This is a genomic window from Aminobacter sp. LjRoot7, assembly GCF_964252895.1.
In the GTDB taxonomy this organism is placed as follows: Bacteria; Pseudomonadota; Alphaproteobacteria; order Rhizobiales; family Rhizobiaceae; genus Aminobacter; species Aminobacter aminovorans_B.
The window spans coordinates 626402-646619 of sequence record NZ_CAXUPX020000001.1 but is presented as its reverse complement, the minus strand read 5'-3'; the positions used below and the strand labels follow the sequence as shown (position 1 = coordinate 646619).

The following is a 20218-nucleotide window of genomic DNA, read 5'->3' as shown; positions in this document are numbered from 1 at the left end:
TGACATCAGGCTGTCAGGAGGATGTCACCTTGGGCAGGGGAAGCCGGGCGCGATCTTGCAGTTGGCACCGGGCGGACGCGGCCTCGGCGGCCGTGGCTTGGGCGGGCGATTCCAGTGTGGAGGGCGGTAGTGCGGTGGGCGCACGATGATCGTCGGCGCCACGACCACGGCCGGCGGACGGCCGACATAGTCGTCGAGATAATTGGCCGAAACCCAGCCGCGCAGGCGCGGACCATAGACGTTGCACCAGTTGCCTTCGCAGCCGCGCAGGTCTACGCGCGTGCCCTCGTAGAGCATGCCGAGCTTGGCATAGTCGGTGCCCGGACCGCTGCGGACATTGACGTTGCCGGTGGTGTAGGCTTCGGCGGCGACTGCGCCGGCAGGCAACGCCATCAACCCGGCCAGCATGGCCGCAGTGGTGGCAAGTCTTCGAAATATCATGGGCAGTCCCTCCAGACCTGAATCATTCCGAACTGCTTGAGATTACTGGCTATTGTTGCGCGCGCCAGTGTGCTGCCGGGATTATCCTTTATGCCTGGGTAACAGGGTGGCAAGCGCCACGGGCGCGGCGATGTGGCGTGCACAAGCCGTGTATGCCTGATCGTCGGGGGATGTTAGAGAGCGACCATTCAGTTCCTGATCCGGACACCAGATGACCTTCCCGACCAACTGTTTGTTGCAGACACCAGCGCAATGAAGATCGCGCATCTCGTCGGCCATGGTGCGCTCAATGGCGTCGCCACCAGTTCCAGGATCCTGATCCAGGCCCAGCTCGACGCCGGGCATGAAGTCATGCTGGTGCATTCGCTGGGCTCGTGGATCGAGCACCAGCATTTCGACGGCCCGATCCAGATGATGGGATCGAATTTCGCCACCACGCCGAAGGAAATCCGCCGCGTCGGCTATGCCATCCGCGACTGGGGCGAGGACGTGGTGCACTGCCATGGCAGTCGCGGCAACAAGTTCGGGCTGGTGTTCCGCTGCGCCGCCGGGACGCCGATCGTGATGACGGCGCATGCGCGCCAGTACCAGCTGCCATGGCTGTTCGCCCATGAGGTGATCGGGCTAAGCCAGTGGACGGTGGACTATTACGTCAAGCACTGGCTGGTTTCGCGCCAGCACATCCATCTTCTGCCGAACATGTTCGACGTTAGCAGGATCGAGCCGGCGTCGGCTGCCTCACAGGCAAAGGCACGCGCGGCACTCGGCATTCGCGACGAGGCGTTCCTGATCGGCTCGGTCGGCCAGCTCGGCGGGCGCAAGAACCAGATCGACATGGTGCGCGTGCTGCGCAAGCTGCTGGACGAGGGTGTCGATGCCGAGCTGCTGGTGATCGGTTCGACCAATCAGGGCAACGACATCATGGCCGAGTGGGACGGGGCGATTGCGACGCCCGAATTGCAGGGCCGGGTCCATCTGCCGGGGCTGCGCAACGACGCTCTGGAGCTGCTGCCAGCTTTCGACCTGTTCCTGATGACCTCGCGCGACGAGCAGGCGCCAATCGCGCCGCTGGAGGCGATGGCGGCCGGGCTTCCCGTACTGTCGACGCGGGTCGGCAACATGGTCGACCTGTTGCCCAGGCAGCAGAGCTTTGCCGTCGGCGACGTCGACGGCATGGCGGCGGCGGCGCTCGACCTGCGTGACGAGGCGCAACGCCGGGTCGTGGGGCAGGCGGGGCGGCAGGAGATCGCGCGGCAGCTCGATCCCAAACGCATCGTCGGCGAGATCGACAAGATCTACCGGCTGGCCATCGACCGTTCGAGCAAGAAGCGCAGGCAAAAGTAGCGGCTGGCCGAAAGCGCCAGCTGTACGCAATGAAAAGCTGCTAGGGTGGCCGCAGTCAATTTCAGGCGTGGCGTGTCCAACTATCCTTTCTCCTACAAGATCTCCTGGCCGGTGCGGTTCGTCAGGCCGTCGCTGCGGGGCAAAGCCCCGGGGCATCTGCCCGACCAGGTGCGGTTCGTGCCCAAGCCAGGCCAGAGCGTGCGCCTGGCATTCGTCGGCGATATCTCCGCCGTAGCCAACAAGCGCCCGCCGGTTTTTGACCGCGAGCTCTCAGCGCTTCTGGCCTCGGCGGATCTGGTAATCGGCAATTGCGAGAGCCCTGTCGTCGACAAGGTGAGCGCGCGTCTGGGAACGCGGCTTGGAACGCATCATGCGATGACCGAGGCGTTTCTTCAGGGCGCGCTGACGGCAGCGGCAATCGCGCCGGAACGGCTGGTACTGTCGCTTGCCAACAACCATGTACTCGACCAGGGGGCGGAGGGGTTCGAGGCGACGCTTGCGGCGCTGGACAGGCTTGGCATTGCGACGATCGGAACGACAACCGATGTGAGCAAGGTGGCGGTCGGCCAGCTGACGCTGGGGTTCGCTGCATTCACCCAATGGCGCAACGCACCAGCCGAAGCGTTCGCCGGGCGCGTTGCCATGGTCGACGATTTCTTCGGCGCGGCCGGCAACGGGCTGGTGGGTGCGGAAGGCGTCGATCTCGTTTGCGCGGTGCCGCATTGGGATTGGGAGTTTCGCCATTTTCCACGTGCCGGCACGCGGAGCTGGGCGCAGAGGCTGGCCGGTCTGGGCGTCGGGCTCGTCGTCGGCCATCACGCCCATGTCGTGCAGCCGATCGCGCGCATCGACGACACGCTGGTGGCCTATGGCTTGGGCGATTTCCTCGGCACGGCACTGGCGCGGCAACCCTGGCCGGGGCGGATAAGCGCGATCCTCGCCGTCGACGTCAGCGCCGATGCAGCGACGCGCGGCAAGATCGCGAGCTACAGGCTGGTGCCGTTCATGCGCCAGCGCGACGATGAGCGCGAGAAGATGGTGCCGTTCGACAAGGTCGATGGCGAGCTGGGAACGAAGGCACGGGCGCGCTGGCAGGCGGTTTATGGAGCCGCTGCCGCCGGCCTCACGAGCTGAGTCCGGATATCGTTGCATCTCCTTGTTTACGCCGCGACATTTGGCAAAAAGCCGCTATCATCCGGTAGGTGGGCGGCACGATATCGGCGCGCCATGGGGGCACATATGAGCGCAGCTGGTTTCATGCCCGACGAGGCGACGATCGCGGGTATCAAGAAGGATCTCGAAGCCTATCAGGCCGAGCGCAATGCGATCAGGCTTTCGACGGTGTGGCGGGTGCCACTCTATCTCGGCGGCGTGATCGTTGCGGTTCTGGTGCTGGCGCTGATCTTCAACTTCATTGCCGACGTCAACGAGCAGTGGCTGTCGACGCCGCATGTCTATCTTTATGTGGTGGGATTCATCGCTGCGTTCTTCGCCTATTTCCGTGCGGTGCGGCCGCTCGAAGCCGCCAACGCGTCGTTTCGCAACAAGCTGCTGCCGATCGTCTTCGGCTTCATCAAGAATATGCACCATGAACGGGGCGCGACGCCGCCTTCGTTTATGAACCTGCCGGAATCCACTGTCGGCAAATACAACAAGCTCGAAATCGATGATTTCATTTCCGGCAATTACGATGGTTTCGATTTCGAGCTCTACGAAACGCTGCTGACGCAACAGGCTGAAAAGCACGACTCGACGACCTTCCAGGGCGTGATCGTGGCGTTTGGGCTGAAGAAGCCGTTTGCGGGCACCCTGATCGCGACGATCCGGTCCAACGCGGTTTTGAGCTTCTTCGGCGAACTCTTCGGTGGTGGCTTGAAGGAACTCCGGTCGGGAGTACAGGAACTTGATCTGGCCTACGAGTTCCGCAGCGACAATGTCGATGCGGCGCAGCCTCTGGTGTCGGGGCAGATGGCGCAGGCGCTAACCTGGCTCAAGGAAGCCTGGCCGGGCGAGCCGGCGCGCATTGCGATGTCGGGTACGAGCGGGTTTCTGCTATTGCCGCACCAGAAGGATTTTTTCGAGCTGCCGGCGGCCGGTGTGGCGCTCAACTACAAGGCGCATGTCGAGCCGATGATTGCCGACATGGCGACGATCCTGGCGACGGCCTCGCTGGTGCGCAAGATCGGTTCGTGAGGGGTGGCTGGAGCGTCGCGCGTCCGTGCGGACGCGCAAAAGGACGCTCCAATATTTTGAAGCTCCGTATCGTGCTTTCCGAAAACCGATTCCAGTTTTCGGGCCGATACGCTAGCCGAAGCGCAGCTTGAGCCCGACGATGGCGAGGATGAAGAGCAGCGTCACCGAGTTCGACAGGATGACCGGCAGCGAACCCAGCGCCACGCCATAGACGATCCACAGCGAGATGCCGGTGGCGAGTGCCGCATTGGTGCCGAGCGAGATGTCGCTTGTCTTGCGCTCGCGCAGGATCTTCATGATCTGCGGCAGCCAGCACAAAGTGGTCAGGATGGCGGCGACGGCGCCAACGAGTTCAAACAGGGGGTTCAAGGCGGGAGCTTCCCAAAAGCACAAATCGTGCGGCGCGAGCTATGCCAGAATCACTGGCGACTGTGAAGCGGACCCAGCAAGCTGGACCAACGAAACGACGGCGCAAAACGTCGCGGGAGGGTGGCGGCCCGAGCGGAAAAAAACTCTCCGCGCCGACGTTGAACGGCGTTTCGTGATCGGCTGATATGAAATCCGACCATGGGGTGGCGAGGCGATGACAGCGGTGTGACGCCTGCCAGTGTATGGCCGCCAAGGGATGAGGCGAGATCGGGGTGATGCCGAAGCAGCCGGTGAGGGGCCGGTTGCGGTCAAATGCGGCGGAAATAAGCCTATGATTACGTTCGATAATTTCACGCAACGTGATTTGCGCCTCAGCGGTTCGGCGGCCAGTCTCCATCTCGTTCGGCGGGCCTTGCTACGAGGGCAGGGCCAGCCGGGACAGACCTGAAAGGGAGTACCAGACATGAACAAGATCCTTGCAACGACCGTCGCTTCGCTCGCCTTCATCGGTGCCGCCTATGCAGCCGAAGTCCAGGGCACGGTCCAGTCGGTCGACCCGGCGACGCGCTCGATCACGCTCGACGACGGCAAGACCTATGTCATCCCCGAAAGCCTCAAGGTCGACGGCCTGGCCGCCGGCGCCAAGGTCAAGGTGACCGTGGACGACACGACAGGTGCTGTGACCGCGATCGAAGCGGCCTCTTAACGGCCGTCTGCGCATCCGCCCTGCCGGCACTGCCATGCGCCCGGCGGGCGGATGATGTTCTTGAGACCTTCCAAGACGCAGAACCAAACTATGGCCGGCCTCTTCTCGAGGTCGGCTATTTTTCATGCCGCCGGACGGTCGGCTCAAAAGCCGATATTGGCCGCCAGCCAGCTCGACGAGCGTTTTGCTGCGGCAACCGTGCCGGCGGCGGCATCGCTGAGGCCGTTGCGCGCCAGCGCATAGCCATTGGCGGTGCGATAGAGCACCGAGCGTCCGCCTTCGACGATGCCGGCGACTGTTGTCCGCTCGGCTGGCTCGGCTGCGATGATTTCGGTCGGGGCCGAGGCCAGCTGCGGCTCGGCAAACACCGTGGTGCGGCAGATGCCCGTCACCAGCGGATAGGCATGGTTGCCCTCGCGCAGGATGCGGCTCTTCATCGCCGCCTCGCAGTCGGCGACGGAGGTCCACTGCGCCGGCGTCTCGCCGATATATTCGCAAAGCTTGGCGTCGCAGTCGCAGCCGACGATGGTCATGGCGACAAGGGCAGACTTGATCACGGTCCGAATCCTCAGGGATAGTTGACGCTGCGATTTCTCCGCCCCGATCGCGGCGCCAGTTGGCCGCAATCATGGCATGACGGTGGCGTTGTGCATTCGCGGCAGCGTTGTAGCCGTCCGGTGGCATCTTCTCCCGGCAAAGCCGTCGACAGGATGTGAACTTCGCAACCTTTCCCTTGCGCATTTGCCTGTGCGGCTAACAATAAGGACGGAGGGGGCGGCATACAGGCTGCCGGGGAGGGTGCGTTCGTGAAAGTCGGCGTCGTCAGGAATCCGGTGGCCGGCGGCGGCAGGCTGGACACGCACTGGACCGAGGTTGCGGCGGCGCTGACGCGGCACTTCGGCGAGGTCGAGTTTCGCGAGACGACCGAGCCGGGCGACGGCGCGGTGCTTGCCCGCGACCTGATGGCGCTTGGCTGTGGGCTGGTGGTCGCCGCCGGAGGCGACGGCACGATCAGCGAGGTCGCCGACGGGCTTCTGCAGATGCTGGCCGAAACGGGCGAGGCGGCCATACTGGGCGTTCTGCCCTGTGGCACCGGCTCCGACTTCGCCCGCGGCATGGGCATTCCCATCGATATCAAGGCGGCGATCACGCGCATTGCCGAGGGCAACGACCGGTTGATCGATGCCGGGCGCATCTCCTTCGTCGAGGATCATGGCCGGCTGGCGAGCCGGCATTTCGTCAACATCGCCAGCCTCGGCATGTCGGGGGCGACGGTGCGGGCGGTCAACAACGACCGGCGCAAACGCTGGGTGCCGGCCAAGGCGCTGTTCTTCTGGCGCACGGTGATCGAGTTCGTGCGCTACCGCTTCCAGGACGTGCGCATCACTGTCGACGATGGCGAGCCAGTCGAGGCCAGGGTGGCGCTGGTGGCGGTGGCCAATGAACGCTTCTTCGGCGGCGGCATGATGATCGCGCCTGATGCCGTGCCCGACGACGGGCAGTTCGACATCGTCATCCTGCGCGCGGCGAGCAAACTCAAGCTGATCCTCGACCTGCGCCTGCTCTATGGCGGCCGCCACCGTAACCACCCCGCCATCACCATTCTGCGCGGGCGCAAGGTGGCGGTCGAACCACTGGGCGATCCCCTCGCCAATGCCGCGCTCGTCGACATTGACGGCGAGTCGCCGGGGCATATTCCAGCGACCTACGAGATGGTGGCAAAGGCGCTGAAGGTGAGATGCTGATTCAATGGGTTTGGGAAGAGAGTCGGAAAGTTGGGTTATGTGCCTGAATTTCTTGACGCTTTTGCTTATGCCGGCGCTGCCCCTCATCCGCCTGCCAGCACCTTCTCCCCGTAAGGACGGGGAGAAGGGACAGTGCGGCGACGCTGGCGCCTCCCTCTCCCCGTCCTTCACGGGGAGAGGGTAAGGGTGAGGGGCAATTCGTAAAGCGCTAGGCGTCCATCGCCCTGACCATCGCCTCGATCTTGGCGGCCTTTTCGAAATGGTCGAGCTTGTGAGTGCGGATCCACCATTCGGCGGCTTCCATCAGAAGCTCCGGGTCGTCGTTCCTGTTGGCGAAGAACGCGTAGAAGGACAGCCCCACATCGGGGCCCTTGGCGGCGATCTTGCGCGCGCAGACGTCGAGTATCTTGGCACGCAGGCTGGGCCGCATGGGAGAATCCTTCAGATGGATGATCAGGGCTATCGCAGGCTGAAGCCGGGTGTCAAAGGCTGAGGGGGTACTCGTCAAACTCTGCGCCCGCCGACCCCCACCCCGGCGCTTCGCGCCGACCCTCCCCACAAGGGGGAGGGTAAGGGCGTCGGCCTCACAGCTTTGCCGGAAAGCCCGGCGCGCGCAGGTCGGTGCCGGCCGCATCTTCCAGGAGCTTGACGATCATTGTCGACCAGGCATCGCCGCCATAGGTTGCCTTGCCCTGCTGGAAGATGGTGTTGACGCGGTTGGCGAGGTCGAGCGGGATGTTGCCTTCACGCGCCATGGCGAGGGCGAAACCGAGGTCTTTCAGCGCCAGGTCCATGGTGAAGCCGATGTCGTAGGAGCCGTTGAGCACAAGCTGGCTCTCGGTCTCGTGGACGAAGCTGTTGCCCGAGGAGGCTGTTATGGCGTGGTAGGCCTGGGCGAGGTTGAGGCCGCCCTTCTTCGCCAGCATCAGCGCTTCGCCGGCGGCAACGAGGTGAATGAAGGCCAGCATGTTGGTGATGACCTTGATGACGGCCGCCGAGCCAATCGGTCCCATCAGGAAGGCGCGGGCACACATTGCTTCGATCGCCGGGCGGTGGCGCTCGTAGAGTGCGGCGTCGCCGCCGACAAGCGCGGTGATCTTGCCTTCCGCTGCCAGGTGCACGCCGCCGGTCACAGGGCATTCCAGCGTGTAGACGCCGGCGTCGGCAGCAATGTCGGCAAGGTACAAGATCTCGTCGCGGCCGTTTGTCGACATCTCGATCCAGGTGCCGCCCTTGGGCAGGCCGGCGAGCAATCCGTCCGGCCCTGCCAGCACCGCCTCGCTGATCTTGGGCGAGGGCAGGCAGGTGATGGCGTTGCCAGCGCGGGCGGCAGCCTCGGCCGGGTTTTGTGCGGCGATCGCGCCTACGGCCACGAGGCGCTCGACGGCCTCGGCATTGCGGTCATAGACGATCACTTCGAAGCCGCCGCGCACAAGGCATGCCGCGAGGTTGGCGCCGAGATGGCCGAGGCCGACGAAGGCGTAGGCGAGGGCTTGGGTCACACGCGCCTCACGGCATCAGCGGGGTTTGCACCATCTGCAGGTGCAGATGAGGACCGTCATAAGGATTGGCCTCGCACACCGCCTCGTCGAGCTCGACGCCGAGACCCGGTTCTTTCGAGGGGATGACGTGGCCGTCCTGCCATTCGATCTTCTTCTTCAACAGCCTGGCGTGGAAGCCGTCCCACTGCTTGAGCGATTCGAGGATGAGGAAGTTGGGCAAGGTGACGGCGAGTTGGATGTTGGCCGCGCCGACGATCGGGCCGCAATAGCAGTGGGGCGCCACCTGGATGTGGTAGGCCTCGGCCATGGCGGCGATCTTCTTGGTCTCGAGGATGCCGCCGGAGCGGCCGAGGTCGGGCTGCAGGATGGTGGCGGCGCGGTTTTCGATGACCCGCGCAAACTCGAATTTGGTGGTCAGCCGCTCGCCTGTCGCAATTGGGATCGATGTGCCGCGCGCCACCTGGGCCATGACTTCGGGCATGTCAGGCGGCACCGGCTCCTCGAACCACAAGGGATCGTAGGGCTCGATGGCACGCGCCATGCGGAGCGCACCGGAGGCGGTGAACTGGCCGTGGGTGCCGAACAAAATGTCGGCGCGGGTGCCGACGGCCTCGCGGATCGCCTTTAGCATGCGCACCGAAAGGTCGATGTCGACGAGGCGCGGCTGGTGGCCGTCATAGGCGGTCCATGGCCCGGCCGGGTCGAGCTTCACCGCGTTGAAGCCCTGGTCGACATAGAGGGAGGCACACTCGGCCGCCATGTCGGGGTCGTTGTAGACGTTCCTGGGTGCCACGTCCTCGGTGTGGACGCTGCCGGTGTGCGGGTAGAGATAGGTGTAGGAGCGCAGCGTCTCGTGCACCTGGCCGCCGAGCAGCTTGTAGACGGGCTTGCCGGCCTCCTTGCCGATGATGTCCCAGCACGCCATCTCCAGCGCCGAAAAGCAGCCCATGGCCGAGACGTCGGGGCGCTGGGTGAAGCCGGAGGAATAGCAGCGGCGGAACAGGTTTTCGATGTCGTGCGGGTCCTGTCCCACGAGATAGCGCTCGGCCATGTCCTCGATCATCTTGGCCGTGACATGGGCCGAGAAGGTGGCGTTGTAGGCCTCGCCATAGCCGACGACTCCGCCGTCCGTGGTGAGCTTGACGAAGATGAAATACTTGCCGCCGATGCCGGGCGGCGGGTTGTTGACCACGAAGGTCTTGACGTCGGTGATCTTCATGCGGGCGAACTCCCTGGCGGCTGCGTGTCGGTTACCCCCTCACCGGTTTGCTGCGCAAACCACCTCTCCCCCTGACTGGGGGAGAGGAATCGCCAAGCGCTGATGGCCCGCGCTTCTGGATGAGGCTTCGGCGTGGAAGGTTGGCGATTCCTCTCCCTCACGAAGTGGGGGAGAGGTGCCGAGCGCAGCGAGGCGGTGAGGGGGGCCTTCATTCCTTGTCGCCGATCACGAAACGCAGGTCCGTGGCCGTAACGTTCTCTGCCAGCCGCCCGTCAAGTGCGGCGAGGATGGTGTCGCACACACTTTCCGTCCGCTTGAGGATATCAATATTCCAGAAGCGCAGGACCGAATATCCGCGCGAGCGCATGAACTCATCGCGCGCTCGGTCTCGTGAAGCGTCTGCGTGCTGGCTGCCGTCCACTTCAACAACCAGCCGAGCCTGCCGGCACGCAAAGTCTGCAAAATAGGGGCCAATCGGATGCTGTCGGACGAATTTGTGGCCACCGAGCTTTCGGTCTTTCAGCTCATCCCAAAGGCATGCCTCGGCGATGTTGCCGCCGACGCGAAGGGCGCGGGCACGGTCAGTCGTGCCGGGCTTGCGACGGCTTCCGTCCGTCATCGTTTCCCCCTCACCGGTTTGCTGCGCAAACCACCTCTCCCCCACTTCGCGGGGTAGAGGAATCGCCAACCACTTTGGTCGCACCAAGTATGCTGCTGTGGCGCGTGCGGAGCAGAGCATACTCACCCCGCATCCTCCAGCACCAGTTCGGCACCCTTCCAGCCGGTCATGATCGACGCCGCGTTGGTGTTGCCGGTGATGTTGTCGGGGAAGATCGAGGCGTCGATGATGCGAAGGCCGGAGATGCCGTGGACGCGCAGGCGGGGGTCGACCACTGAGGTCAAAGGGTCCGGCCCCATGCGGCAGGTCGAAACGGGATGATAGACGGTGCCCGAGCGCTTGCGGAAATCCTGAATCAAGTCGGCGTCGGAAGTGATTGACGGGCCTGGCAAAACCTCTTCGGCGATGATGTCCGACATGGGCGACTGCGCGGCGATCCGGCGCAGGAATTTGACCGCGTCGAGCATCTCGGCGACGTCGCTGTTGGTCGAATAGGCGTTGACCGTGATGCGCGGCTGTACCGTCGGCTCGGTGGAGCGGATCATGATCTCGCCGCGGCTCGACGGGCGGCAGTTGGACAGGCCGATGGAGAAGCCGGGGAAGGGATCGGGCGTCAGGATCGGGCGCTCGCCGGCCTTGGGCAGGACGGTGGAAAAGACCTGGAAATAGAGCTGCATATTGGGGCGGGCGCGGCTCATGTCGGTGCGGAGAAAGCCACCGCCCTGGTTCATGCTCATCGACAGCGGGCCCGAGCGCAGCAAAAGATACTGCATGCCGGCCAGCGCCTTGCCCCACCACGGGCGCAAAAGCTGGTTGAGCGTCGGCACCTTGGCCTTCCAGGTGTAGTTGATGCCCTGGTGGTCCTGCAGGTTGCGGCCGACATGCTCGCTGCCGTGCACGACCGGGATGCTGAATTCGCCGAGCAATGCCGCCGGGCCGATGCCAGAGAGCTGCAGCAGCTGCGGTGTGTTGACCGAACCACCCGACAGGATCACCTCGCGGCCGGCGCGTGCGGTCATCTTGGCGCCGTTCTGCAGGTACTCGACGCCGACGGCGCGCTTGCCCTCGAACAGGACTTTGGTGACCAGGGCGTTTGTCTCGACGCGGACGTTGGGACGTTTCATCGCCGGGCGCAGGAAGCCGCGCGCCGCCGACATGCGGCGGCCACCTTTGGTGGTGATTTGATAAATGCCGACGCCCTCTTGGGCCGCGCCGTTGAAGTCCTGATTCAATGGCAGGCCGGCCGCTTGCGCGGCAGCCAGGAAGCGATGGGTCAGCGGATGGACGTTCTTCCGGTTGTCGGTGACGTGGATCGGGCCGCCGGTGCCGCGCAGGTCCGTCGCGCCTGCCTGGTTGTCCTCGATCGCCTTGAAGGCCGGCAACAGGTCGTCAAAACCCCAGCCGGGATTGCCGGCGTCACGCCAGGCGTCGAAGTCTTCGGCGGCACCGCGGATCCAGACCATGGCGTTGATCGAGCTCGACCCGCCGAGGATTTTCCCGCGCGGCCAGTGATCCTTGTTGCCGGCAAGGCCGGGGTCGGCCTCGGCGGCATAGTTCCAGTTCACGGCGGGGTCGAAGAAGGTCTTGCCGTAGCCGAGCGGCATCTGGACGAAGAAGCGGCGGTCGGTGCCGCCGGCCTCGAGCACCAGCACGGAGAAGCGCCCACTTGCAGACAGCCGTTCGGCGACCACCGAACCGGCGGAGCCTGAGCCGACAATAATGAAATCGAACGTCTGCATGCGGATGGCGGCCTGTCGGAATTCCACGATGCGGCCAGACTATCGCCTCGGCGACAGGCTTCGGCGTCGGTTACGGCATGGCCTGTGAAAAATACGACCGGGCGATGCAAGAGATACGCCGTTGACGCGGCGAATGCTGCGACGATACGGGTGAATGGAGGAATCCTGAGGAGAATGACGATGGTTCAGTATGCCGATGGCCAGCCGACGGGCGAGCTCACGCTGAGGACGCTGGCGATGCCCGCCGACGCGAATGCCGCCGGCGACATCTTCGGCGGCTGGGTCATGGCGCAGATGGACCTTGCCTGCGGCATCCGCGCCGCCGAGCGCGCGCGGGGCCGCGTGGTGACGGCGGCGGTCAAGGAAATGGCTTTTGCGAAGCCGATGAAGATCGGCGACACGCTCTGCATCTACACCCATGTCGACCGCGTCGGCCGCACCTCGATGACGCTCAAGGTCGAAGCCTGGGCGCAGCGCTATCTCTCCGACATGATGGAAAAGGTGACCGACGCCGATTTCGTCATGGTGGCGCTGGATGGGCAGGGCAAGCCGAAGCCTGTGCCGGCGGAGGCGTAAACTCTACTCCGCCGGGCGCCTGCCGCGATTTTCTGCGCTTCCGGTGCTCACGGACTGAATGTCCGCTCCGCTCCGGTTCTCGAAAACCGCACCATTCGCCACGGCGGAGCGAGTTTTCGTGGCGCCAACTTCAGTTGGCGTTATTCCACCGTCGCGTCGAACTTCATCCTAGCTTCGGCGACACGGCCCTGGTTGAGCCTCGCCCATTCGCCGAGCGCGAAAACCGGAACCAGCAGCTCGCGACCGAGATCGGTGAGTTCGTAGTCGACGCGTGGCGGGATTGTCGGGAAGACGGTGCGGGTGACGAAGCCGTCGCGCTCCAGGCCGCGCAGGGTGGTGGTCAGCATCTTTTGCGAAATGCCGCCGACAGCGTGGCGCAACTCGTTGAATCGCATGGCGCCGTCGCCGAGCTTGCCGACCACGAGCACCGTCCATTTGTCGCCGACGCGCTGCAGGATATCGCTGACGGCGCGGCAATCCTCGGTGCGGTGCGGGTGCCTCGGTATCAAAAAGGTGCCTCCTTGTGCGGCTGTTTTTCAGTCACCTATATAGCGTCGGTATCCATTTGTTACCAGTGTCGCCCAGATACTCACGCTCGAAAGGTTCCTGTCATGTCCAAACCCAAGATCGCCATCGTCGTCGGCTCGACGCGCGCCGCACGCTTCGCCGACACGCCGGTGGAGTGGATTGCCAAGATCGCAAAATCCCACGCCGACATCGAGGTCGAAATCGTCGACCTGAGGGATTTCCCGCTGCCCTTCTTCGATGAGGTCGCCTCGTCCGCCTGGGTGCCGTCGCAAAACGAGGTTGCCCAGCGCTGGCAGAAGAAGGTCGCCGAGTTCGACGGCTACATCTTCACCGCCGCCGAATACAATCACGGCCCGACCGCAGTGCTGAAGAACGCGCTCGACTACGCCGCCACCGAATGGAACAAGAAGCCGGCCGGTTTCGTCGGTTATGGCGGTGTCGGCGGCGCGCGTGCCGTCGAGCAGCTGCGCATGCATGCGGTGGAACTGCAGATGGCACCGACAAAGGCTGCCGTGCACATCGTCTGGGCCGATTTCCTGGCCGTGCGCCAGGGCGAGAAGCAGCTCTCCGACTTCGAACACCTCAACCAATCGGCGAACGGGCTGGTCGCCGAGATCGCCTGGTGGGCCAAGGCGCTGAAGATCGCGCGCGAGGCCGACGTTCTTGCCGAAGAAGCCAAGGCTGCCTGAGCAGCAATCTCAGTTTCCTCCCAAGGAACTTTCAGGGCGGCCTCGAGCCGCCCTTTTTCATGCCGCCTGGGCGCCAGAGCGCGCCAGGCGCGGCCGGATCACGCAATCGGCGACGTGGTCGAGTTCGTTCTGCTCGTCGGCGTGGCGCTGCCCCCATTGGCAAAGTGCAAGCAACACCGGCTCGAGGCTGAGCCCGAGCGGGGTCGCGGCGTATTCGACGCGCGGCGGGATCTCGCGGAAGATTTCGCGATCGACGAGACCATGCTCCTCCATCTCGCGCAGTTGCTGGATCAGGACCTTCTGGGTGATGCCGGGGACGAGCCGCTTCAGTTCGGACAGCCGCCGCGGCCGGTCGAACAGATGATACAGGATTACCGCCTTCCAGCGGCCTGAAATCACTTTCAGGGCACGTTCCGCAGGCAGTGCGGGCAGTCGCTTGGTCGACCCGGCCATGGTCACCTCCTGGTGGGTATGGAACGAAAGAGTTTGTAGTTCGGACGCCGGAGATAGTGGCACACAACGCTCGTTGCCATAGCCATCGAGGTTGTCATGCGAGCTGTTCAATTGAAGCGTTTCGGCGATCCGGACGTTTTGCAGATTGTCGAAATTCCAAAACCCGCGCCGGGTCCAGAAGAAGTTCTGATCCGGTCGCATGCGGCCGGGGTCAACTTCTTCGAAGTGCTGATGCGCGCGAACCGTTATGCAATGACGCCGGAACTGCCGATGATCCTCGGCGTCGAGGCTGCCGGTGTCGTCGAGGCCGTTGGGCCTCAAGTCGATGTTTCCTTGCTTGGCAAGCGTGTTGCAGCCCCGCTGTTCATGTCGAAAAGGCCGTATGGCGGCTACGCCGACCATGTGAAGATCGATGCCCATCTCGCTGTGCCATTGCCCGACGATCTGGCTTTCGATCAGGCGACGGCGCTGATGGTGCAGGGCCTGACGGCACTGCACCTGCTCCGGCAAAGTCCGCCGGAGGGTAAGTCGATCCTCATCAATGCCGCTTCCGGCGGCGTCGGCACGTTGTTGATCCAGTTGGCAAAACGCGCCGGCGCCAGGCAGGTGATTGCCGCCGCCGGCAGTCCAAGCAAGCTCGACTTGGTTTCGTCGCTCGGTGCCGATGTCGGGATCGACTACTGCTCGCCGGATTGGCCGGCGCGCACGAGGGAAGCCAGTGGCGGTGCGGGCGTCGATATCGTCTACGACATTGTCGGCGGCGCGATGACGGCGGCAGCGCTCGATGCGCTGGCGCCAGGCGGCGAATTGGTGTTTGGCGCGATGGGCCGGTTTGCGCTGGAAACAGCGCAACTAGAGGCGATGCTTGCGGCCAACCAGTCGCTCAAGGGTTTTGCATTGCTGCCGCTGCTTTCGCCGGAGCGTCTCCGCAGTGATCTCGGCGAACTCTTCCATATGGTTTCGACAGGTGAGCTCAAGGTTGTGCTGGGCGAGCGTTACCCGCTCGATCGTGCAAGCGAGGCGCACCGCGCCATCGAAGAACGGCGCTCTTCGGGAAAGGTCGTGCTGGTGCCATAAGATTGGCGGCGATTGCCGCCAATCTCGGAGTTTGGCGTTGCTCTTGGTGCGCCCGCGCGCCGCGTCAGCCGGGCAGTTTCGAGGCCAGCACCTTGTCGATGCGGCGGCCGTCGAGGTCGACGACTTCGAAGCGCCAGCCTTGGGCGTCGACGCATTCGCCGGTCGCGGGCAGGTGGTGCATGTGCGACAGCACGTAGCCGGCAACGGTTTCATAGTCGCGGTTTTCCGGCAGGTCGATGCCGAGCTGGTCGGCCATCTCGTCGGCCTGCATGTAGCCGGCGAGCAGCCACGAGCCGTCCTCGCGCTGGACGGCGTTGTCGACGTCGTCCTCGTCGAGGTCGGAACGGAACACGCCGGTGATGGCTTCCAAAATGTCCGCGGGCGAGACGACGCCTTCGAAATGGCCGTATTCGTCATGGACCAGCGCCATCGGCACGTCGGACTGCTTGAGGGTGGCGAGCACGTCGAGTGCGTCGGCCTGATCGTGGACGATGGGTGCGGTACGCACATGCTTGCGCGGGTCGAAGGCACGGCCTGCGAGCAGCGAGGCAAGCAGTTCGCGGCTCTGGATGACGCCGACCATGGCATCGACCGAACCTTCGCCGGCGGGCAGGCGCGAGTGCTGGGTTTCCATCAGGAGCTTGCGGGTGGCGGCTTCCTCGGCCTGCAGGTTGATCCAGTCGACTTCGGTGCGCGGGGTCATGACGGCACGCACGGCGCGGTCGCCGAGGCGCATGACGCCGGCGATCATGCGGCGCTCGTCGGATTCGATGGTGCCGTGATGCTCGGCCTCGGCGACCAGCATCTTGATCTCTTCGTCGGTGACCTTTTCTTCGCTTTCGCCGCGCTGGCCGAGGAGCCAGAGCACCGAGCGGCCGGAAATGTCGAGCAGCCAGACCAGCGGCAGCGCCACCTTGGCGAGCAGCGACATGGCGGGAGCGACGCGCGAGGCGACGCCCTCAGGGTCGCGCAGGGCGATCTGCTTGGGCACCAGTTCGCCGATGATAAGCGAGCCATAGGTGATGACGGCAACGACGATGCCGACGCCGAGCGCGTTGGATGCGCCGGCGCTCATGCCGTTGGCGGCGAGGAAGCCGCTCAGTCGTTCGCCGAGCGTGGCGCCCGAGAAGGCGCCGGAGAGAACGCCGACGAGCGTGATGCCGATCTGCACCGACGACAGGAATTTGCCAGGGTTTGCGCCGAGTTCGAGCGCCTTGCCGGCGCCCTTGATGTTGCGGTCGATCATCGCCTTGAGGCGGGCGGGGCGGGAAGAAACGATGGCAAGTTCGGACATTGCCAGAAGGCCGTTCACACAGATGAGGACGACCACGATACCGATTTCAGCGTATAACATGATTGTCGCTGCATAGCATTGCTTGAGCCCCTTCGGAAAGACGGCATTAAAAATACTCTGACCTTGCGGCATATGACGGGGTGAGGCCGGCGCTATTTGTCCGGCACCAGCACCGCCATCAGCACCTTTCCATCTGTAAAATAGGGATCGCCCTCGCCATTGCGGCCAGCTTTGGTCAGGCCGATGCCGGGAATGGTTTTCACTTCAATGATACGTCCGGCCGATGTCAGGTCGCCGATCAGCGAATCGCGCTCGGCATCGATGTCGGGGGCGATGTGGTGGGTGATCGCGCCGGTGTCGTGGCTGACGCCGACGCCGCGGTCGAAGCTCGCGGCACCGTACCATGTCGGGCGGCCGTCATCGCCGGGGGTGAAAGTCAGCCAGAGCCTGACGTGGTGGCGGGTGTCGGGGCTGTCGCCGACGGGCTTTTCGAAAGCGAGGTCCTGGCGCCGGCCGTTGAACAAAAGCGTGCTGACGGGCGCGTCGACGTAAGGACGGTCGAGCAGCACGCTTTCGCCGATCTCCACGGCTGACTTCACCGACAGCTTGTCGGCGCGGTCCCAGCCGGCGGCGGTGAAGGCTGCAGTGACGTCCTGTTCGCTGCCGACAAGGCCGACATTGATGGGATCTCCGGGGATACCTTGTTCGGTTGTCGTCAGCAGCGCTTCAGGCCGGGGGCCGTCGCGCAGGAAGCGGAGCGACCAGAATTCCGGCGCCGCGAAATAGGCGAGCGCAAGATAGCTCACGCAGAGAGCGATGAACCATAAGGTTGCCTGTCGGTGCAGTTTTCCCCGTAACATAAAACCCCGCTGCCGATGGACCGGGCCGTCGCGCGGCCTGGAGCTCGGAACAAACCATGGGTTGCATTAGCCGATGAAATATTAGCAATAACCCCTGCTGCGCGCACCCGCTTTCGCGGGAATGCGTCGCCCGGTCACCGGGGAATGCGCTAGCGGCAGGCGCGATAGCCGTTGCGGCGCTGTTTGATGTCGAAGTGGAAGTGGTTACGGTGGTCGTAATTGTAGCCGGGGCCAAGCACGGTGTTGAAGTAGCTGCAGCCGTCGGCGCGGATTGTGTTGAGGAAGCCGCGGGTGCGGAAGGCGAACAGGCCGGGCTTTTCGACGTCGATGTCGCGGCCGCTGTTGAGCTCGATGCGCATGATGTCGAGCGCGTTGCCCTTGCCATGCTCTGACACGGTGCGGGTGCCTGCGATCTTGCGGCAGGAATAGCTCGAGCCCTGGTGGATGGTCTTGACGCCCGAGAAGTAGCGCAGTCGGGCGGAGGGGACGAGGTCGCGCTTGGTCCAGGCGGCGAAGCTGGCCGCCATCTGGCAGGTGACGACGGCGGCCGGCTTCATCTGCACCGAGCCGATGGCCGAGACCTTGACCGGATAGTCGATGCCGCAGGCGGCACCGTCGCGGATCGGCGGCAGGTCGCGATAGGTGACGTCGAGCTTTTTCAGGTCGCTGCGGCAGTCGACCTCGTCGGCCGGCATGACGGCGGGCCGCATCGGCGCGCTTTGCGGCTCGTTGGAGGGATCGTCGAGCTTGGGGTAGGCGACCATGTAGGGGTTGGACGGCACCAGCGTCTGCATGCCGCGGCCCTGGGCAGGCGCAAGCGCGGCGGTCTGCACCGGCTGCGTTGTTTCGGGCTGGATCTCCTCGAACTGCGCTGCCTGCGCGTCGAGCGTCGGTTCGATCGCGGGCGCGGCCTGGGCGACAAGTGCCGGGTCGGATTGCGGCTCGACCATCACGGGGGCTGCAGCGACAGGGCCGAGCGACGCCGTCTGGGAGCCGACATCGACGGCGGGCTGGAGTGCGAAGACATCGCCCGACGTGCAGGAGCTGAGGCCGAGGCCTGATACAACCAGGGTCGTGGCGAGCAGCAGCGCGCGCTGGCGCGCGGCACGCGGCGATCCGACCGGGATGGTGGCGCGCGAATCTGCGGCCATGCGAAGGCTCCTGTCCCCTTGAGGAGATGAGCCTAGCCGGCAAGGGTAAAGGAAAGATCAGCGGCCCCGTTTACGGCTGGGGCCGAATTGCGGCGCAGGCAGGCACGGCTCTACTGGCAGAAGGTGCCGCCGTTCTTGCGCGGGGCGAGGTCGAAATGCAGGTGCTGGGCGTGGTCGGCGTCGCTGCCGGGACCGAGCACTGTCTTGAACGGCCCGCAGGCGGCCTTGCGCACGGTGTTGAGGAACTTTGCGTTCTTCTCTGGCGGGGCCGGCTCGACATCGACCGATGTGCCGCCGGACATGGTGAAGCGGACGATGTCGAGGGCATTGCCAAAGGCATGCTCGGACAGTTTGCGGGTGCCGTTGCGCGGCCGGCAGACATAGGCCGAAGCCTGGCCGACAACGGTCAGCTCCTCGCCGAATGTGGTCTTGGCGGCAGGCGAGATGACGTTGGCGGCGAAGCGGGCGGAGGCCTCGGCGGTGGCGCAGTTGATGATCGCGTCGGGCTCGATGTCGATGGAACGCGAGAGCCGCTTCAGCTTGAGCGGAAAGGGCAGGGCGCAACCGTCGGCATCGCTTTGCGCGGCATGCTCCTCGAACTCGGCGCCGAGCACCTTCAGGCGCGTGCGGCAGGCGGTCTCCTCGATCGGCATCGTCGCCGGCCGTGCGACGTTGGAGCGCTTGTCGGGCAGCATTTTTAGTGCGGGCGGGCCAAACATTTCCCGGTTGGGCGACGTATCGGAGCCATCGGGGCGGGACGGCGGGATCGGGACGGAGGCCGGTATCGCTTCGGCGTTGGCCGTCGTTTCCGGCATCGGCGGCCCGAACATTTCTCGCTCGCGGCGCTGCTCGGGAACATCGGGACGCGGCTCGGGCGTCGGGATCGACACCTGCCCGGATTGCGGCGCAGCCGGCGACGGTTCGGGTAGGGCCGGTGCCGGCGCGGCCTGCGGCACTGGCGCGCGATCGGGCAGTGGCTTGCTGGCCTGGGCAAAGCCGTGCGGGATCGCTGCGAAAGACGCCAGCGGCAGGACAAGGATCAGGGAAAGCAGGCGGGACTTGGCTATGTGCATCGCCGCTCAACGTCGTTCACGCTTTGCGGTTGCCGAGGCGGCACTGCGGCGCGATCAAATTCGGTGACGGTGCTGTCATCTGGCCGACGCAGCAGGCGGCAGCTCAAGCGCCGAGAGCCTCGAGGCCTTCCTCGAGCCAGTCGCCCAGCATCGGCATGCCAAGCAGGTATTTGGCGGTGCGGCGGTTGCCACGCTGCCGCGCCTCGGCGACGGCGTCGGCCCATTCCGCGGCGTCGTAGTCGCCACGCCCGACCCAGGCGAGCGCCACCAGTTCGGCCGCCTGGTCGACATTGAGGTCGGCGATCAGCCCGCGCAGCTCTTTTTCGGTGAGGTTTTCCGCCTCTTCCTCGGCGAGGCCGTCATGGCGGTGGTTGTCGTGGGTGTCGCCGTCATATTCGATCTCGTGCTCGGCGCCGTCCTCGTAATCTTCGTTGACGCCGGCGCTGATCGCCTTGGCCTTGAGGATGAACAGCCGGACGGTGTCCGGGCCAATTGTCAGGTCCCACTCTTTTTCGCGCCGCTGCTGCACGAGCGTGCTCCTGTTGCCTTCCCCCCAACTGATGATAGCGCATTTGGCGGCAACGTCACTGCCTCGATGTTCGCGGCTTGGTTGCCGTGGTTGACATGACTTTAGGAGAGG

23 protein-coding genes are annotated in these 20218 nt (G+C 64.6%); 8 read left to right on the top strand and 15 right to left on the bottom strand.

The features are described 5' to 3' along the window. Positions 1-24 precede the first annotated feature (24 nt). On the bottom strand, positions 25-441 hold the full coding sequence (locus ACSQ3E_RS03100; RefSeq protein ID WP_436121575.1) for an SH3 domain-containing protein: 417 nt from the start codon (positions 439-441) through the stop codon (positions 25-27). Between the two features lie 252 nt (positions 442-693). Between ACSQ3E_RS03100 and ACSQ3E_RS03095 the strand changes: the two genes are divergently transcribed. The 3 genes from ACSQ3E_RS03095 to ACSQ3E_RS03085 all read left to right on the top strand — a co-directional run bounded on the left by ACSQ3E_RS03095 (position 694) and on the right by ACSQ3E_RS03085 (position 3978). After that, positions 694-1785, top strand: a complete 1092-nt coding sequence (locus ACSQ3E_RS03095) for a glycosyltransferase family 4 protein (RefSeq protein WP_436121574.1) — start codon at positions 694-696, stop codon at positions 1783-1785. 45 nt (positions 1786-1830) lie between these two features. Then, positions 1831-2919, top strand: a complete 1089-nt coding sequence (locus ACSQ3E_RS03090; RefSeq protein ID WP_436121573.1) for a CapA family protein — start codon at positions 1831-1833, stop codon at positions 2917-2919. A gap of 105 nt (positions 2920-3024) precedes the next feature. After that, the gene (locus tag ACSQ3E_RS03085) at positions 3025-3978 is read left to right on the top strand and encodes a hypothetical protein (protein ID WP_436121572.1); all 954 of its coding nucleotides are present in this window, start codon (positions 3025-3027) and stop codon (positions 3976-3978) included. Between the two features lie 111 nt (positions 3979-4089). Here the strand turns inward: ACSQ3E_RS03085 and ACSQ3E_RS03080 are convergent, their stop codons facing one another. After that, the gene (locus tag ACSQ3E_RS03080) at positions 4090-4347 is read right to left on the bottom strand and encodes a SemiSWEET family sugar transporter (RefSeq protein ID WP_436121571.1); all 258 of its coding nucleotides are present in this window, start codon (positions 4345-4347) and stop codon (positions 4090-4092) included. Between the two features lie 463 nt (positions 4348-4810). Between ACSQ3E_RS03080 and ACSQ3E_RS03075 the strand changes: the two genes are divergently transcribed. After that, complete coding sequence (locus tag ACSQ3E_RS03075) at positions 4811-5053, top strand: DUF1344 domain-containing protein (RefSeq protein WP_436121570.1); 243 nt, start codon at positions 4811-4813, stop codon at positions 5051-5053. Positions 5054-5196: 143 nt separating this feature from the next. Here the strand turns inward: ACSQ3E_RS03075 and ACSQ3E_RS03070 are convergent, their stop codons facing one another. Next, a complete protein-coding gene (locus ACSQ3E_RS03070) occupies positions 5197-5610 on the bottom strand; it encodes a hypothetical protein (protein ID WP_310316354.1) in 414 nt (137 codons plus the stop codon). 249 nt (positions 5611-5859) lie between these two features. Here ACSQ3E_RS03070 and ACSQ3E_RS03065 point away from each other — a divergent pair, with 249 nt between their 5' ends. Beyond that, positions 5860-6798, top strand: coding sequence for a diacylglycerol/lipid kinase family protein (locus tag ACSQ3E_RS03065; RefSeq protein ID WP_436121569.1), 939 nt, complete (start codon positions 5860-5862; stop codon positions 6796-6798). A 208-nt stretch (positions 6799-7006) separates the two neighbouring features. Here ACSQ3E_RS03065 and ACSQ3E_RS03060 read toward each other — a convergent pair whose 3' ends face one another. The 5 genes from ACSQ3E_RS03060 to ACSQ3E_RS03040 form a co-directional block, all read right to left on the bottom strand. Continuing rightward, complete coding sequence (locus ACSQ3E_RS03060) at positions 7007-7228, bottom strand: DUF6500 family protein (protein ID WP_310316361.1); 222 nt, start codon at positions 7226-7228, stop codon at positions 7007-7009. Positions 7229-7382: 154 nt separating this feature from the next. Beyond that, on the bottom strand, positions 7383-8300 hold the full coding sequence (locus tag ACSQ3E_RS03055; RefSeq protein WP_436121568.1) for an NAD(P)-dependent oxidoreductase: 918 nt from the start codon (positions 8298-8300) through the stop codon (positions 7383-7385). A gap of 7 nt (positions 8301-8307) precedes the next feature. After that, complete coding sequence (locus ACSQ3E_RS03050) at positions 8308-9519, bottom strand: mandelate racemase/muconate lactonizing enzyme family protein (RefSeq protein ID WP_436121567.1); 1212 nt, start codon at positions 9517-9519, stop codon at positions 8308-8310. 208 nt (positions 9520-9727) lie between these two features. Beyond that, on the bottom strand, positions 9728-10138 hold the full coding sequence (locus ACSQ3E_RS03045) for an endonuclease domain-containing protein (RefSeq protein WP_436121566.1): 411 nt from the start codon (positions 10136-10138) through the stop codon (positions 9728-9730). Positions 10139-10260: 122 nt separating this feature from the next. Beyond that, positions 10261-11877 carry a GMC family oxidoreductase gene (locus ACSQ3E_RS03040; protein ID WP_436121565.1) on the bottom strand — a complete coding sequence of 539 codons (1617 nt, stop codon included), beginning with the start codon at positions 11875-11877 and terminating at the stop codon, positions 10261-10263. Between the two features lie 180 nt (positions 11878-12057). Here ACSQ3E_RS03040 and ACSQ3E_RS03035 point away from each other — a divergent pair, with 180 nt between their 5' ends. After that, positions 12058-12453: an acyl-CoA thioesterase gene (locus tag ACSQ3E_RS03035; protein ID WP_310316375.1), complete on the top strand. Its 396-nt coding sequence runs from the start codon at positions 12058-12060 to the stop codon at positions 12451-12453. A 140-nt stretch (positions 12454-12593) separates the two neighbouring features. Here ACSQ3E_RS03035 and ACSQ3E_RS03030 read toward each other — a convergent pair whose 3' ends face one another. Next, positions 12594-12962 (bottom strand): winged helix-turn-helix transcriptional regulator, encoded by a 369-nt coding sequence (locus ACSQ3E_RS03030; protein ID WP_310316378.1) that lies wholly within the window; start codon positions 12960-12962, stop codon positions 12594-12596. Between the two features lie 102 nt (positions 12963-13064). Between ACSQ3E_RS03030 and ACSQ3E_RS03025 the strand changes: the two genes are divergently transcribed. Then, entirely contained in the window at positions 13065-13670 is a 606-nt protein-coding gene (locus tag ACSQ3E_RS03025) for an NADPH-dependent FMN reductase (RefSeq protein ID WP_310316381.1), read from the top strand. A gap of 57 nt (positions 13671-13727) precedes the next feature. Here ACSQ3E_RS03025 and ACSQ3E_RS03020 read toward each other — a convergent pair whose 3' ends face one another. Then, positions 13728-14123, bottom strand: coding sequence for a winged helix-turn-helix transcriptional regulator (locus ACSQ3E_RS03020; RefSeq protein ID WP_436121964.1), 396 nt, complete (start codon positions 14121-14123; stop codon positions 13728-13730). Positions 14124-14219: 96 nt separating this feature from the next. On the opposite strand from ACSQ3E_RS03020, the gene ACSQ3E_RS03015 reads away from it, so the two are divergent. Continuing rightward, the gene (locus tag ACSQ3E_RS03015; RefSeq protein WP_436121564.1) at positions 14220-15200 is read left to right on the top strand and encodes a quinone oxidoreductase family protein; all 981 of its coding nucleotides are present in this window, start codon (positions 14220-14222) and stop codon (positions 15198-15200) included. A gap of 64 nt (positions 15201-15264) precedes the next feature. On the opposite strand, the gene ACSQ3E_RS03010 is transcribed toward ACSQ3E_RS03015, so the two are convergent. From ACSQ3E_RS03010 to ACSQ3E_RS02990, 5 genes are all read right to left on the bottom strand, one after another. After that, complete coding sequence (locus tag ACSQ3E_RS03010; RefSeq protein WP_436121563.1) at positions 15265-16554, bottom strand: hemolysin family protein; 1290 nt, start codon at positions 16552-16554, stop codon at positions 15265-15267. A gap of 92 nt (positions 16555-16646) precedes the next feature. After that, positions 16647-17354, bottom strand: a complete 708-nt coding sequence (locus ACSQ3E_RS03005) for an LssY C-terminal domain-containing protein (protein WP_436121562.1) — start codon at positions 17352-17354, stop codon at positions 16647-16649. A gap of 149 nt (positions 17355-17503) precedes the next feature. Then, complete coding sequence (locus ACSQ3E_RS03000; RefSeq protein ID WP_436121561.1) at positions 17504-18505, bottom strand: extensin family protein; 1002 nt, start codon at positions 18503-18505, stop codon at positions 17504-17506. Between the two features lie 110 nt (positions 18506-18615). Next, positions 18616-19578: an extensin-like domain-containing protein gene (locus ACSQ3E_RS02995; protein WP_436121560.1), complete on the bottom strand. Its 963-nt coding sequence runs from the start codon at positions 19576-19578 to the stop codon at positions 18616-18618. Positions 19579-19681: 103 nt separating this feature from the next. Next, a complete protein-coding gene (locus tag ACSQ3E_RS02990) occupies positions 19682-20107 on the bottom strand; it encodes a DUF3775 domain-containing protein (protein ID WP_115733721.1) in 426 nt (141 codons plus the stop codon). Positions 20108-20218 lie beyond the last annotated feature (111 nt).

What these genes read in the sequence shown, in the direction of transcription:
- ACSQ3E_RS03100 (WP_436121575.1), bottom strand. Translation starts at nt 441, where the DNA reads ATGATATTTCGAAGACTTGCCACCACTGCGGCCATGCTGGCCGGGTTG.
- ACSQ3E_RS03095 (WP_436121574.1), top strand. Translation starts at nt 694, where the DNA reads ATGAAGATCGCGCATCTCGTCGGCCATGGTGCGCTCAATGGCGTCGCC.
- ACSQ3E_RS03085 (WP_436121572.1), top strand. Translation starts at nt 3,025, where the DNA reads ATGAGCGCAGCTGGTTTCATGCCCGACGAGGCGACGATCGCGGGTATC.
- ACSQ3E_RS03075 (WP_436121570.1), top strand. Translation starts at nt 4,811, where the DNA reads ATGAACAAGATCCTTGCAACGACCGTCGCTTCGCTCGCCTTCATCGGT.
- ACSQ3E_RS03060 (WP_310316361.1), bottom strand. Translation starts at nt 7,228, where the DNA reads ATGCGGCCCAGCCTGCGTGCCAAGATACTCGACGTCTGCGCGCGCAAG.
- ACSQ3E_RS03050 (WP_436121567.1), bottom strand. Translation starts at nt 9,519, where the DNA reads ATGAAGATCACCGACGTCAAGACCTTCGTGGTCAACAACCCGCCGCCC.
- ACSQ3E_RS03045 (WP_436121566.1), bottom strand. Translation starts at nt 10,138, where the DNA reads ATGACGGACGGAAGCCGTCGCAAGCCCGGCACGACTGACCGTGCCCGC.
- ACSQ3E_RS03040 (WP_436121565.1), bottom strand. Translation starts at nt 11,877, where the DNA reads ATGCAGACGTTCGATTTCATTATTGTCGGCTCAGGCTCCGCCGGTTCG.
- ACSQ3E_RS03035 (WP_310316375.1), top strand. Translation starts at nt 12,058, where the DNA reads ATGGTTCAGTATGCCGATGGCCAGCCGACGGGCGAGCTCACGCTGAGG.
- ACSQ3E_RS03025 (WP_310316381.1), top strand. Translation starts at nt 13,065, where the DNA reads ATGTCCAAACCCAAGATCGCCATCGTCGTCGGCTCGACGCGCGCCGCA.
- ACSQ3E_RS03020 (WP_436121964.1), bottom strand. Translation starts at nt 14,123, where the DNA reads ATGGCCGGGTCGACCAAGCGACTGCCCGCACTGCCTGCGGAACGTGCC.
- ACSQ3E_RS03015 (WP_436121564.1), top strand. Translation starts at nt 14,220, where the DNA reads ATGCGAGCTGTTCAATTGAAGCGTTTCGGCGATCCGGACGTTTTGCAG.
- ACSQ3E_RS03010 (WP_436121563.1), bottom strand. Translation starts at nt 16,554, where the DNA reads ATGTTATACGCTGAAATCGGTATCGTGGTCGTCCTCATCTGTGTGAAC.
- ACSQ3E_RS03005 (WP_436121562.1), bottom strand. Translation starts at nt 17,354, where the DNA reads ATGTTACGGGGAAAACTGCACCGACAGGCAACCTTATGGTTCATCGCT.
- ACSQ3E_RS03000 (WP_436121561.1), bottom strand. Translation starts at nt 18,505, where the DNA reads ATGGCCGCAGATTCGCGCGCCACCATCCCGGTCGGATCGCCGCGTGCC.
- ACSQ3E_RS02995 (WP_436121560.1), bottom strand. Translation starts at nt 19,578, where the DNA reads ATGCACATAGCCAAGTCCCGCCTGCTTTCCCTGATCCTTGTCCTGCCG.